Annotated in this window: 11 protein-coding genes; 4 read left to right on the top strand and 7 right to left on the bottom strand. The window is 36.2% G+C overall.

Going from position 1 to position 14,497, the window contains the following annotated elements; genetic code table 11:
* The first annotated feature begins 280 nt into the window (after positions 1-280).
* On the top strand, positions 281-1,756 hold the full coding sequence (locus QH73_RS15555; RefSeq protein WP_039717221.1) for a helix-turn-helix domain-containing protein: 1,476 nt from the start codon (positions 281-283) through the stop codon (positions 1,754-1,756).
* 67 nt (positions 1,757-1,823) lie between these two features.
* Here the strand turns inward: QH73_RS15555 and QH73_RS15550 are convergent, their stop codons facing one another.
* Positions 1,824-2,159, bottom strand: coding sequence for a PadR family transcriptional regulator (locus tag QH73_RS15550; protein ID WP_039717222.1), 336 nt, complete (start codon positions 2,157-2,159; stop codon positions 1,824-1,826).
* Positions 2,160-3,086: 927 nt separating this feature from the next.
* Here QH73_RS15550 and QH73_RS15545 point away from each other — a divergent pair.
* The 3 genes from QH73_RS15545 to QH73_RS15535 all read left to right on the top strand — a co-directional run bounded on the left by QH73_RS15545 (position 3,087) and on the right by QH73_RS15535 (position 7,302).
* A complete protein-coding gene (locus tag QH73_RS15545) occupies positions 3,087-4,256 on the top strand; it encodes a glycosyltransferase (protein WP_039717223.1) in 1,170 nt (389 codons plus the stop codon).
* Between the two features lie 86 nt (positions 4,257-4,342).
* Positions 4,343-5,647, top strand: coding sequence for a glycosyltransferase (locus QH73_RS15540; RefSeq protein WP_236147042.1), 1,305 nt, complete (start codon positions 4,343-4,345; stop codon positions 5,645-5,647).
* Between the two features lie 380 nt (positions 5,648-6,027).
* Entirely contained in the window at positions 6,028-7,302 is a 1,275-nt protein-coding gene (locus QH73_RS15535; RefSeq protein WP_039717224.1) for a tetratricopeptide repeat protein, read from the top strand.
* 18 nt (positions 7,303-7,320) lie between these two features.
* Here QH73_RS15535 and QH73_RS15530 read toward each other — a convergent pair whose 3' ends face one another.
* The 6 genes from QH73_RS15530 to QH73_RS15505 form a co-directional block, all read right to left on the bottom strand.
* Positions 7,321-8,400 carry a glycosyltransferase gene (locus QH73_RS15530; protein WP_039717799.1) on the bottom strand — a complete coding sequence of 360 codons (1,080 nt, stop codon included), beginning with the start codon at positions 8,398-8,400 and terminating at the stop codon, positions 7,321-7,323.
* A 7-nt stretch (positions 8,401-8,407) separates the two neighbouring features.
* A complete protein-coding gene (locus QH73_RS15525) occupies positions 8,408-9,256 on the bottom strand; it encodes a glycosyltransferase family 2 protein (protein ID WP_039717225.1) in 849 nt (282 codons plus the stop codon).
* 1,308 nt (positions 9,257-10,564) lie between these two features.
* Entirely contained in the window at positions 10,565-11,776 is a 1,212-nt protein-coding gene (locus QH73_RS15520) for a polysialyltransferase family glycosyltransferase (protein ID WP_039717800.1), read from the bottom strand.
* Positions 11,777-11,781: 5 nt separating this feature from the next.
* The gene (locus tag QH73_RS15515) at positions 11,782-12,315 is read right to left on the bottom strand and encodes a KdsC family phosphatase (RefSeq protein WP_039717226.1); all 534 of its coding nucleotides are present in this window, start codon (positions 12,313-12,315) and stop codon (positions 11,782-11,784) included.
* Entirely contained in the window at positions 12,308-13,153 is an 846-nt protein-coding gene (gene kdsA / locus QH73_RS15510; RefSeq protein WP_039717227.1) for a 3-deoxy-8-phosphooctulonate synthase, read from the bottom strand. The genes QH73_RS15515 and kdsA overlap by 8 nt, the downstream gene beginning before the upstream one ends.
* Positions 13,154-13,497: 344 nt before the next feature.
* Positions 13,498-14,469, bottom strand: coding sequence for a glycosyltransferase family 8 protein (locus tag QH73_RS15505; RefSeq protein WP_039717228.1), 972 nt, complete (start codon positions 14,467-14,469; stop codon positions 13,498-13,500).
* Positions 14,470-14,497: the final 28 nt, after the last annotated feature.

Raw genomic sequence — 14,497 nt, 5'->3', positions numbered from 1 at the left:
CCAATCGGCTCAAATCTGTTGATGAAGACGGCACTTATGCGATCGCCTACTTTTATCAGTACTACTTTCAGAATATGCCTTTTGATAGATAAAATTTACTCGCACACTTTCACTTAATTAGCATTCCTGTAATTAATACTTCAATCAACCCCGCAAGTTCTACCAAATTAGGTAGGAAAATATCGTTGAATCCGGGATATGTTTATATAGAGGTGCAATAATTTGCGTTTCTAGTAAGAGCAAAAAATACGAGAGATTTGATTGGTATACCAAGCAAGAGATGAAATTACCAGAATTACTGCGTAATCGGCTTGGGAGTCTGCTTCAACCGGTAGTAGAAATAGTTATTCTTCGGCGAAATGACGCAAGCAAGACCGAGGTAGACCGCGAAGCAACAATAGCTACAGAATCAAATACCACATCACCTCAGACAAGCAAATTGGGGGCTGTCAAAAAGATTCTTCTGAAGTCTAGGCAGCTGAAATCTCCAACCAAACCATTCAAGAAAGCTTCTTTGTTTCCAGATGGCAAGACGAGTCTTGCAGCTTTGTCACTCTTGTTGCATGGAGTGGCAGAAGTGTTATCTCAAAAGCGCGATCTACCCTGGAAGACCGAAACCCAAAACAATTTGAGCTATGAAAAAGCAGCTGATGGCAAAAAAGGCACGATCTCTTACTACGTCACAGACAATTTAGAAAACTTGTCTCCTGATACCATATCTGAGTCAGCAGCTTTAGCTGTCATAGATCGATTCGATCCTAGAGCAGGCGCTATTCATCTAATTTATTGCGCTGCTGCTGCAAATCTGAATCATCCGTGGCAAAGTGAGTTTCTATTAGATGATAAACAACTGCTGGAATACACCGGATTAATCAAACGTAGAGATTTATGTAGACATGAGCAACTAAAAATTCTGTATGACCTGGTACGACAGCCTGCACAGATATTAGCTCACGTAGTTTGGGAAAAACAAGGCAAGGTAGGAGCCTTTACCGTAGCCGATTTAAAAATCTGGAATGTCAATGTTGCAAGAGATTTTGAGACAGATAAGGCAGGCAATCCGAAGCTGACAGGTTTAAAAGTCATCGTTCAACCTGGATTGTGGGCGAAGTACTTTTTAAATAAGTCTGAGTACTATTACTATACGGGAGTTATTACCAAAAAAACAGTACAAACGCTGTTTAGCATTGGTAAACAAAATGCTGGTGCAGCTCGAATGCTAATTTGGCTGATTTTTCAAGTCAAGCCAGGATACCGCGAAGTCTTTTCCGGCAAATCTCTGATGCAAATTGCGTATGGTATGGCTAAAATTGCGGTAGCAGAGCAAGATCGGCAACTACGACGGCAACTAGCTGACGATCTAGCGACTGACTTGAAAGTAATTGAAGCGGCTGGATGGCGAGTCGAGTTAGAAACTGGTCCAGCGTGGTTGATAAATAACGATGGTACGAAAAGACCAATCGGCTTCTGGAGCCAGCTTTTAGATACTACATGGCGATTCGATTTACCAGAAGCAGCGCTGGCAGAGATTGCTAAGTTGCCAAACCAGCTTAGAGGCGTGGAACGTCCCAAACAACAGCCGCCATCTGGTGCTGCGATTAGAGCAGCTAGAAAAGCTAAAGGCTGGTCGAGGGCTTTCTTTGCCGCAACAATGGGGAAAAGTATATCTTGGGTTGATGCGATCGAAACCGAGCATCGCCAAGTATCTCAGAAGGATCTGCCTAAATTACTCGAAAAATTGGAGATGAAATCGTAGAAGCGATCGCCCAGCTATCCCGCAGCAGAGACGTTCTGCTCCTAAAAGGCTGACTGATTTATTTACATTAGGTGATGCTATCGCTCCATAATTTTGCTAGATTTCGTGCTTCATTTTGCCATTGGTGATTGAGCCGGAACATTCGTCGAGGACGACCGCGACCCTCTAGTTTTTGCCAGTACCCCGCGATCGCTCCTTCATCTTCGAGAAATTTCAGCGCTGCATACAACACGGTATCGGAGAGGCGATAGCGAGACTCTTCACGTTCGAGCTTTTGAATCAATCCAGATCCATAAGATTCACCCTCAAGCAAAACCGACAGAATATAACAAACTGCTTGCTCTTGGCAAAGATAAATCTCTGGAGGATTGGCAAAATATTGATAAATATCTTCAAGCTGCATTAAAGGTTAAGGAATTGTAATAAAACAAGATTGACAATTGGGTGCGAGCATCCATTTTGATTTGAAGCCGCAAAGTGTCAAGCACTAACAACGGTGCTAATCACAAAAATTCCACTGAATTTAGCAAGCGCGTGGGGACAAGTAGCTCTAGGAGATCGAGCAGTGCTAGCACCAGTAAACCGTAGTTCGCAAAGTGGAATAGTAAGATAGAGCCTATTCCTTGTTTTGTGTTTGATGTTGACGATTTGCATATTTGTCAAGATAATTTCGTTCCTTGTTCTGAACTGGTCTATAACTTTTATGTCCTGAACTTTTCTGTAACTTTTATGTATTGACAAAAACTGACTTATAACTGAACATGATGATAAAGCAGAAATATAATTATTAAATTCATAGCAGTTAAAAACGTTATTCAATAGAGTTTTGAGTGACTCATTTAGACATTAATACTAAATTACTAATACGAGTAAAGTAGCGCTATAAGCGTTATAGCTCGCGGCGTTATGGATTGTGAGAGAAGACACTAAGAGTGCACTTAAGCAACACCAATCAGAGTCAGAAATATTTTTAGTTCATCGTTGATTCTTCCCACTTAATAATATTTATCGTACAAAAAAAACATATTGTTATTTAAACCTGAAGTTTTATTAGATAGTATGAAAACTTAGCTAATACAGGACAATTTACAAAGTAGCGATTCAGGTTTTTCATGATATTTCACTTCTATTAAGTTATGTCTTTTATCCCTACATAGGTGCAATTGTTGAGATATAAATTGCACTAACAAAATTATTATAAAAGTTAATTTATTTTTTTCACCATTGAACGTGAGATATTTTAACGTTTTAAATAGTAAGAAAAGACGGTGTTGAAAAAATAGTTCCATGTATTTTTGCCAATAGTTCAATTCTCAAAAATATTACTTCAATGCTAGCACCCATAAATCAAGCCAAGGTTTTGCTCTGTGGCAATATTTCTCGCGTAGATCGTCGCTCTCAAGCTCTCATCGAGTTTCTATATGGTTCCAAAAATTATTTTGTTTCTCAATTATGTCCTAGCTTTTATTATATAAACTTACGTAGGCAGAGTTCTTTACTTGAGAAAATATTAACTAAATTTTACTGGATTGAACTTTTGATAAAAGCTGCGTTTGCGGACGTAATTTACCTATTGCCAATGAATACTATCTTCATCAAAAGTACTGTTTTTGCAGCAAAGCTGTTTAGAAAAAAAGTAATAGTTGAAATGTATATCTCGCTTTACGATACTGAAGTGAGGGACAGAAAAAGAGTTGGTGATGGAAGCAAACTCGCTAAATCATATATTGAAAAAGATATAATAGCGTTAAAGAAATCAGACTATCTCATCCATAGCTCTAATCAAGAGTTAACTTACTGGGAACAGATTCTGAATACTGATATTGACAGAAAAAAAGTCTACATAGCTCCTCTGTGTAATGTTTCTTGCTTGCTCCCCAACAAAAGCTGGATGCAAGATGGGAAATTAAATATTTGTTGGTGGGGAACATTTATTCCTTTACATGGATTGGATAACATATTACAAGCGATAAAAATTTTGCGCGAAAGAAACTTGCAATTTACTTGTAACTTTTTTGGTGTAGACAATAAAGCTTTTTACGATTATGTAGAAAAAGTTCAGTCATGTCATCTTGAATCTATAGTTTTTCTCAGGAAGGACTTAAATTTTATTAATGGTTCATTACCTAAATATCTAGTTAATTATTGCGATTTAGCATTAGGTATTTTTGGTAATACAGATAAAGCGTATCATGCTATTCCTAATAAGTTGATTGAAGCCCTCTCATTAGGATTACCTACCTTAACCATGAATTCTCCGGCTTTGAGAGAGTTTTTTAATCCAGAAACGGAGCTATGGACTTGCGAAACTACACCTGAGTCGATTGCTGAATCAATTGTGACGATCGCTAGCGGTTCGGCTTATTCTGTAGACTGGAAGCAAACTCGTGAAAAAGTATTAGAGACATTCAGTCTTGCTCGATACACAGAGGTTGTGTCTGAAGTTTTAGCAAAAGCAACAAACAATCTTCCAAAAAGAGAAGTGACTCGATTTAACTAGTATTTTTGCGATCGCAAATATTATATATACTAGCGCTATCAAAGCGAAAGGTTAAGCATGGAAATACAAATAATAGTATATAGGTTTTGCCTGTATTAATCATTGGTATCATCAAAAAACTACCTATCGAAGAAAGTAAAATGGAAACGCTAAAGTCTCTAATTTATGTGTCTAAAGGAAACCTACCATCAAAAATGGCTCACTCAATTCAAACTGCTAAAATGGCGCAGGCTTTTTCTCAAAAAGTTGAAAATTTTGAATTGGTCACTAGCGGAGATATTTTTTCGGTTTTAAAAGGCATAGACTCAGAATTTCAAGATTGGTATGGTTTGTATTGTAAATTTAAACTAGTTCGCCTACCGCTACATATTAAGATCGAGTATCCTTTCCCCCAAAATTATGAAAATTTTATCTTTTATAAACTGGCTATTTTATACGCTTGTTTTAAAGCTCCTTTCTTAATTTACACTCGTTCGTTTCCTGTGGTTGAAATTTTGCTAAGAATGTGTATACCTGTACTTTGGGAATGGCACGAACCAGTTTCAGAAAAACTTAGTTCTACATGTAAAGAGTTATTCGATAACAAGAACTTGCTTGGTGTTGTTACCACATTACCTCAACTTGCAGAGAACTACTTAAATCATGGTTTGCTTCCTGAAAAAACATTGGTAGCTCCTAATGCCGTAGACATTAAAAATTTTCTTCCTTATCAGAGTAAATCTTTAGCCCGCCAAAAGTTATCTTTACAACAAGACAGTCAAATTATCTTATATTCAGGGCATTTGTACGATTATAAAGGAATACCAATAATTTTGAAAACTGCTAGTTTGATGCCAGAATGTAAATTTGTTTTAGTAGGAGGATGGATTGATGATATCAACCGGGTAAAAGCAACTTGCCAACAGATGAATTTACAAAACATACAATTTTTCGGTCACGTACCACAATCTGAGCTAGCACTATATCTATATGCCGCAGACATTCTAATTCTTCCTACCAGTAAGTATTGGGAACTGGCTGAAGCTACTTGTCCGTTGAAGCTATTTGATTATATGGTTGCTAAAAGACCAATTGTCGCTTCAGCTTTACCAACTATAGCAACAGTATTGCGACACAGAGAAAATGCACTGTTGGCAGAACCTGATGAACCACTCTCATTCAAATTAGCAATAGATACTCTGTTGAATAATCCTTTATTAGCTAATACTATTGCCAATCGTGCTTTTCAAGAAGTACATAATTTTACTTGGGATGGACGAGCGGATCGAGTTTTGCAGTTTGCAACTGAAAGGCTACAGAAAATTGAGAAAAGTAATATTAGTTACATGAGAAATTTAGTTAAATACATCACATTGAAGACTATTTCACCTCATAAGTTAGTAAAGCTATAAGTTTTGTCACTTACAGTATTAAGCTTTGCTGCGATCGCATAGCTAAGAGGAGATTGAAAAACTCGTTCAATATACTTCTACAAACGAAACTGAAACAAACGTTTTCTATTTACTAAAATTGTCAGAGTTAACTCTGAGTGTCTTCTCTTAACAACTTGTAGATTGTGTAGTGCTAAATCACCTCTATATAAGAGAACTTTGACACTTAGATTGGTGTCATACTAATATGTTCTCTTGATAGATAAAGTTTGTCTATACAGAAAAGTTCAGGAGTATTATCATTTCCGTCAGATGTAATACATATATTGTTCTTAGAAAAAGACAAATCCGATCTATGAGTCAAAGTATTTACATATTTAGTCGAAGTATCCAAGTCAATTATGGTAAAAGAATTTCAAGCTTGGCAGTACAAGCAATATGGTTTACATGCCTTATTTGAAGGTAATGTTAAAACAGCACTTTTATATTTTAACAAAGCTCTTAAGCTCGACCCGAGTTTAGTAGAAGTTATATACAATCGAGGCAACCTTTATAGTATTTTAAAAATGTCAGATAAAGCAATCTCTGACTACGATCTAGCCATAAGACTCGATCCGCAACACTATAAAGCTTATATTTGCCGAGGCATAACTTACCTAGATCAAAAGCAGAATGCTGAAGCTGCTATTGCTGATTTTACTAAAGCAATCGAGGTTGAGTCAAATAAAATTCAAGCGCATGTTAATCGAGCAAATGCTTATAGCTACTTAAATGATTATAGAGCGGCACTAAAAGACCTTTCTACGGCTATTGATATTGCACCCGATCGCAGTGATAGCTATTTGAATCGAGGCTACATATGGGTGAGAACTGGAGATTATCGTGCTGCGGTAGCTGATTTCTCTCAAGCGATCGCACTTAACCCTGATTTTGCTATTGCTTATTTGAATCGAGGCAATGCTTACAAAAAATTAGCTCAAACACAAGCAGCATTAAATGATTATGCAGCGGTAATTCATCTAGATAAGACTAATCCTAAAAACGTTGTTGCTGCCTATATATATCGCGGAGAGATTTTAGAATCTTTTGGAGAATTAGCCGCAGCTTTTTCTGAATACAATCGCGCCATCGAGTTGTGTCCTGATGAGCATTTTTTGCAACATAAACGCGGAGCGTTGCTATCTCAATTCGGACAACTATCATCTGCTTTAGAACATTATAATATAGCGATATCACGAGATCGTAAATGCATGTACTGTTACGCAGATAGAGCTTGGGTTAGAAAAAATCTAGGTGATATTTCAGGAGCGATCGCGGATTGGAGTCAGGTAATTAAACAGAATCCAGAAAATGTTTTGGCCTATATAGAAAGAGGAGAACTTTACTTTCAGAGTAATCGCTTGAGAGCAGCAAAGGCTGATTACACAAAAGCAATTCTTCTCGAACCTGACGAACCACACTTTTACGTTGTAAGAGCTGAAGTGAATTTAGCATTAAATTATCTAGTAGCAGCGTTGAAAGATTGCGATCGCGCTATAGAAATTGCTCCCGATTTTGCCCGAGCCAACTTTATTAGAAATTTAGTTAAGCTACGTTCTAACAAAATAGGAACTGCTGTCAGCAATGCAAATCGCTCTGCTACCTTATTAAAAGCAGAAGGCAATTTAGAAAAATAAAGTGGAGCCAAAAAAGCTTTACCTTATCATTATGCGGATCAAATCGAACCATTCTTCAAAATTGTCACTCACTACTAATTTTTTCCGCCGATCTACGATTCCTTCAGCACCTACAGCAGTAGCAATAACTGGCAAGCCAGCTTCTAGCATTTCTAGGGTTTTTAGTTTAATCCCACCTCCCTTAGATAGAGGAACTATTCCAATTTCAGCTTTTTCAAAAAACTCAGTTGGATCTTCAACAAATCCTGTAACTATAATCTGTTTACAAGCAAGTGCCAAAACTTTTTGAGAAGGATTGGAGCCTACTATGTAAAGTTTAAAATCTCCATCGTGTTGAACCAGCTTCTTAAAACACTGCTCGACAAAGGTAAGAATTGCTTGTTCGTTCTCTGGTCTTCCTATAGCTCCCCAGAACAAGAGACTTTTTTTCTCTATCTTTTCTAAACAACGCTGCACTCGATACACAAAACAACTAGCTTGGTGAGGCTTGATAGTAATCCTTGCAGTGGGTATAGAAAATAAAGAAGTTAAAAGGTCGCGATCTTTGGTAGATGATACCCATAACTCACCGACACGGGAGTATAATTGCCGTTCATAATGGAAAGTTCTAGCTACTTCAATACCATAGAAAAAATTACTGACAGACTGTCTTAAAAAAACTTGAGTCCACACATCTCTTAAGCTAATTACAGTCTTCGTTTGAGTAGGATTAATATACTTTTCAATGGCTTCAAAATATATAGCAGCATGAGAACATTCAAAATGAATCGTATCATAAATATTAGTCATGATAAGTTTTTGAATGCTTCTCTCAACTGTATTAATAAGACGAGAAGCAAACTTCACGGGAACTTGATAATGAGTTAAGCAATTAGTAATTTTATTGAACTGATTGAGTGGATATGTGTAGAGGTTACTACCAAATTTTGCAACTAAATCTTTGGCAGCGTCCACCTCACCTTTATTAGCTATAACTACTACATCAACGACTTCACTAGCAATGGCATATTCTGTAAGATGTGTAAAGGCAATCCTTTGTCCAGCTTGTGGATATTGGTTAGTGGGAGCCTGGGCAGAGATAAACAAGATTCTTGACATAGAAAAACTACCATTTACCATAAGTATCCGATACTGGCTTTCCAAGATATCTACTTAGAAAAGATTTCAGCTTTCTAGCTAGTGGAGGTTTAAGAAAATACCTAGTTGGGAGCGCAAATAACTCATTGAAAACCCAGGCTCTATATACGTTCCATCGCTGAAGCTCCATATCCCTAGATAATTGGCTAGAATGGCTACAGCTAATCTTCCAGCACTCCCGAATTAATTTAATTCTATCAAAGGGTTTGGCAGAAGAACTCATTCCACTTAATGAATAAGAGGCAAGTGGCGTACTTACGTAATGAAAATTTACGCCAGATACAAATAAGCGAAGAATCAGATCGTAATCTGCTGCGATCGAATATTCTAAGTTATATAAACCTACTAGGTTATATGCTGACTTTGTAATAAAGCAAGATGGATGGTTGAGCGTAAATCTAAGTAAAAGTTTATCTAGATCGCCAGGAACGAAAGTAGCAACATATTCTCCTTTATAGTAATTTGTTATAGGTGAATAGAGAACGGAAATGTCGTGATTTCGATAAAATTCTTGCTCGACCGTTGCGATCGCATTATCGTGATACCAATCATCAGAGTTAATTATGCCTATAACATCACCTGTTGAATGGTTTATTCCCTTATTCATGGCATCATAAGGACCACGATCTGGTTCTGAAATAAACAAATTTATCTGGTCTGCATACTTGTTTATGACTTGAATAGTACCATCAGTCGAACCACCATCAATTACAATATATTCTAAGGGAAAGTTTCTTTTTTGAGAAATCACACTCAGTATCGTTTTTTCAATTGTTGTTACAGAATTGAAAACCGGAGTAACAATAGATATTTTCATAAAAGTGCTATGTTGAGATAGCTAAACTTGAAGCATATATGCAAATAGCTCGATTTCATTAATAAATTTTAGATTTTTAATATGGGTGTAATCTCTTACTTTTTGAAGGTAAACTTAAAATCAAGATAAAAAGCGTGAGTGTTGCTCCTTGTAAAGAGCTATGTAAAAATAAAGTAAAAGTTAAATATGAATAAATATATTTAAAATTATCTTTATGATAAAACCGCATAACGACTCTTACAAAACCGAAAAAATACAAGCAACTAAAGGGAACCCCAGTATAGGCAAAAACTTCAAGAAACGATTGATGTATTAATAAACGAAGTGGTTGAAACACGCTTATGTAAGTATCTCTATAACCCTGGAGAGCTAGTACTGGATTGTTTAAATAAGATTGAATTAGAAAAACGTTTGCTTCAAATCTGTCTAAATTAGAACTATCATTAAAAGAATTAAAAGAAAATAGACGACTAGCGCCACTATCGTATAATAAACTGGAAGTCTCTACGTTTGTAATCCAATAATAGCTGAGTAAGATTACTAAAAAGTTAACAGCTATAAAAATATAAGCAAAGTGAATTTTGCTGATTATTTTTGAGAATGGAACTTCAAACAACAAAATCAAATAAAAGACGCATATACTAATAAAATAGTTTCGACTCAGGAAAAGACCTATACAAAGAAGCGATAAAACTATACCAATTCTAAATTTATTTTTGTAGCAAAAGAAGAAGAATAACAACATAAATAATCCCGATATGTTGTGGTCTCCAACACTTAAAGTAATCCTCGCTACACCATCAAAAAACTGGTTTCTATATACAACTAGTTGATAAAGAATTGAAGGCAAACAAATCCAATATAATATAGTAAGATAGTTTCTTTTAAGTAATGTAGGTTTATTATCATTAAAACCAATAAGAATAAAGCATATAGGTAGCGTGTATCTAAACAAAACTAAAGATGACACTGGTAATGAAGAAGCTATTAAAATCAAACACACAATTATAGTGTCTATAAGCTTTATTTTAGTCTTATAAACAATAAGTTGTAAAATTAAAACAAAAGCAATTATTGGTAAAAATAGTTTGGCATGTGGAAAAAAAGATCTAAATGGAATTACAAATAGAACTATCAAGCAGTATAAAATTAAAGCGTATCGAAAGTAATTCAATTGTTCGCTTCTACCACTTGCTTGTGTCGAGTTAATTCTTTTGCTTATTTCCATAGTGTTTTAGAATGATAGAAGAAGTCTTAAAGAATACAATAGATTGCATGACTAATCTTAAATTTCATGGGGCGATCGCCCTATATCTGTTGAAGTAAAAAATTAAGCTCTAATTCATGCTGTATTCTTTTATTGACTTGTTCTTCATAAAATGATTGATGTGTAATATCACTACCAAAACCGATAATGCAAGGAAGATTAAAAAGAAATTTTAAAGATAAACAAGCAGAACTAAATGCAAATATTTTTATATCACAATGAGGTACTAAGTTTCGATCCAAAAATACTTCCATTAAAAAGATTTCAAAAGGGAGAAAAAACCAACTTAGCTCAGAAATTACTATCACTTCTGAAAAGAGTCCATTTAGGCTATATTGTAATTTTTCTATTTTAAGTGCGCTATCTCTTGGATGTGGCTTAATTATCAAGACTGTATTATCTTCTCGTTTATGAATTTTAAGAAACTTTTGATATGCATTAATTTCATTTTCCTCAGACATTCTACTTGCCTCAGAAAAATTTGAGGTCAGCAAAATGGATACAGAGTTGTTTGCAAGCTTTGTACGTAGGTTATTCATGTAGTCTGAGTCTACGACCTTTCCGACAACTCCTCTTAATCTTTGGAAAATATTAAGTGTAACTGCTTTGTTTACCGTAACCACTTCCATAGGAGGAGGCTCGCTCAAAGTATTAAAATGAGATATTGTGAAATAACCGACATCAAAATTTATTTCGTCGAGCGAATTCTTGGTAAATATAAATGATTTTAATAATCGCTTTAATTTATAAGTTAAACTTCTCGGCTCAACTTGAAGGACAGTAGAAGAAGCTGAAAGATACAATCCAATACTATCTCCGTAGCAGATTTTTTTAGCCGATTCATAAACATTTAGCAAAAGTCGATCCCAGATATCGTAGTTTTTACTTAGATAAATTTCATCTGCTGATGAAATACCAGTTAATTTGTGAACTAAAGAGAAAACTTGCTGAATATTTGCAAGATTTAGTCTCACAAGATTTAGCTTTGCCTGGAGTGCCTGCATTTGCTCGGGCTGGATATACACAATTTCCCGCCAAGTACAGACTTCTTCTGCCATCTTTTTGATGAAATTAGCAAATGTATTACTCTGATTTTCAGGAGTTCTAAGGTCGTAAATCACTAAGTAGTTATCATATTCAACGTTCGTATCTTGTTGCTCTTTCTCTCGGCAAGTCAGCGCTGATATAGCCGTGATGAGTTGAATGCTACCCTGGCAAGCCACAAGTCGCTTTAGCTTTGTTGGAGTATCCATCTTCTTCAAGCGCAAATAAACTGGTTTTTGAAGTTTAAACGAGAGTTTATCAAAAGGTCGCAGATTTCTCTAACTGCACCTTGCCCACCAGACTTTCTAGTAACGTATATAGCGCGAGCTTTATTTTCAGGCATGGCATCAGCAACTGTAAAAGGACACCCTACCGTTTGTAATACTAGCAGGTCGTTGTCATCATCCCCAACATAAGCAACTTCGGATAGAGATAAGCTTAGCTGTACGCACAAATCTTTTAGTACAGACAACTTATCTTCTACATTGATAAAACTATGAGTAATTCCTAATTTTTGACTACGATGAAGCGTTGATTTTGAAGAGTTAGCTGAGATTATAGCTACCTCTATGCCAGATTGCCTTAATTTTTTTAGTCCTTGACCATCCTTTATGTTGAACTTCTTCAGTTCTTCTCCACTCTCCGTATAGTAAAGACCACCATCTGTCAACACGCCATCAACATCTAGCGCTAGAAGCTTAATCTTCAATAGACGTGATTGTAACTCAGGCTCAGTGATTTTAAGCATTGAACTCAGCTTGGCTAGCAATTTCTAAACCGGCACGTACACATAGTATTTGTTTGAGAATATGTTCGAGGTTTACTAAAGGAATCATGTTTGGTCCATCACTAGGTGCTAAGTCAGGGTTTGCATGAACTTCCATAAATAGTGCATCGATACCAACAGCCGCTGCTGCCCTCGCTAAGTAGGGAACGAATTGTCTTTGCCCCCCCGATTTGCTACCTTGTCCTCCCGGTAATTGCACGCTATGAGTAGCATCGAAGACAACAGGATAATTAAAACTCCGCAATTGGGGCAAAGAGCGAAAATCTACCACCAAGGTATTGTAACCAAAGCTCGTACCTCGCTCAGTCAATAGAATACGCTTTGTCCCACCAGTTTCGAGTTTGCTAATGACATGTTTCATATCCCAAGGAGCGAGAAACTGACCTTTTTTGACATTGATAGCTCGACCCGTAGCTGCTGCTGCAAGTAACAAGTCTGTCTGACGGCAGAGAAAAGCCGGGATTTGCAACACGTCAACGACCTCAGCTACAGTTGCCGCTTGATAACTTTCGTGAATGTCCGTCAAAGTCGGCACTCCGATTCTATCTTTGACCAGTTGCAAAATTTCTAGCCCTGCCTCTAGAGAATGACCTCGAAACGAGTCTAACGACGTACGATTGGCTTTATCAAAAGAAGATTTAAATATAAAAGAAATACCCAAGCGATCGCATATTTGGCGAATTTTTTCTGCCATTTTTAAAGTAAAATATTCTGATTCAATAACGCAAGGACCACCAATTAGAGTTAATGGATAGCCATCACCAATTGAAAGGGTGTCTGTAATTTGTGTACAAGCCATAAACTGCTCTCTTTTTGTAGATAGCGATTAGACAAATTTTCTAGGTGATATCCATTCTTCGTTTCAAAAGGTAACACCTTAAAGAAATTAATATTTATGTTTGTTTTAAAATGACTAAATAACAATTAGCTTTTAAACTAAAAGAGACCGCCAAAAATGAACAATCAATCGTATGCAATATCTATATGCTGATTTAATCGCAAAAGTTTGTCGATATGGAAAAGTTCAGTTTTTTATACGAGCGTTAAAAATACTTCTCAAGCGATCGAATCTGAACGCAGGCAACAACTCCATGTACTCACTTGAATAGTAGTTCCCCTGGACAAATCTCAAGAGGTTTCTAATTACCGTGAAAGAGATAGATGCCATGCAAAGCTCTTGAGCAGAGATTTTATATTTTCTCTAAATCGTCGTAAGCCTAACCTTATTATGTATTTCAATGGTTTTTTAGGTCGCCAACCCGACCAAGATGTTAGATCGAGATACTGAAAGAACAAATCTTTCGCTGGATGTTCGCAGTAGTAATGCCAAGGCTTGATAGCGGTTGCAAAATGAACAATGTAAGGCTGTTGAATCACAGATTTATACATCTCTTCAGTAAAAGGACTGTCTTTCCACGACCGATATTTATACACGCTAGGAGTTTGATTCCACCGTGGATCGAGTTCTCTCCATTTACCTGCAAGAACTGCATTTACTCCGTCTTGATCCCAGTTTAAAACATGTTCTTTATTCTGCTCAAGATACTCAATGGCTTGGGTGCTGATATTTTCTGCTCGCCACTTTTCCAAGTTAAATACCATCACTCCAGCGTTTAAATACTTAGAATGAGGAGGAATTCCTAATTCTTTATAGTTATGAAGTCCACCGCGAGGATTTGATACTTCACGTATTCCCATATCTTGAACTGCTAGTAGATAGCTATTATCAATATCTATAGTCCATAATTTTTGTAAATCTTCGTTGACAACTAAGTCACAGTCTAAATAAATTACCTTCTTGATTTGCTGCGGTAATAGATCGGGAATAAGTAACCGATAGTATGTTGCAACTGTAACATGACCTGAAACTTTCACTTTACTGAGAATAGCGTCAGTAGGCTGCAACCATTCAATAATAATTTGTTGTGAGTCCAGCGACTTTAAGATTTTCTGTTTGTTAACTGCTTCAATACCACCATCAATTACAAAACAACTTACTCTTTGTGAATTTTTAAGATTTGCAAGTATAGATTTGAATGTCACAGATAAAGGAATTACATAATTGTTATCAGCAGCACATACAACTACAATAGATTCTGTGTCTGAAGAAGTCATTGCATTAGCCTTAGTTTAATATTTATTT

This window comes from Scytonema millei VB511283 (assembly GCF_000817735.3).
Lineage (GTDB): Bacteria > Cyanobacteriota > Cyanobacteriia > Cyanobacteriales > Chroococcidiopsidaceae > Chroococcidiopsis > Chroococcidiopsis millei_B.
Note: the sequence above shows the minus strand (reverse complement) of the source record. Positions and strands in the feature narration are given on the sequence as shown.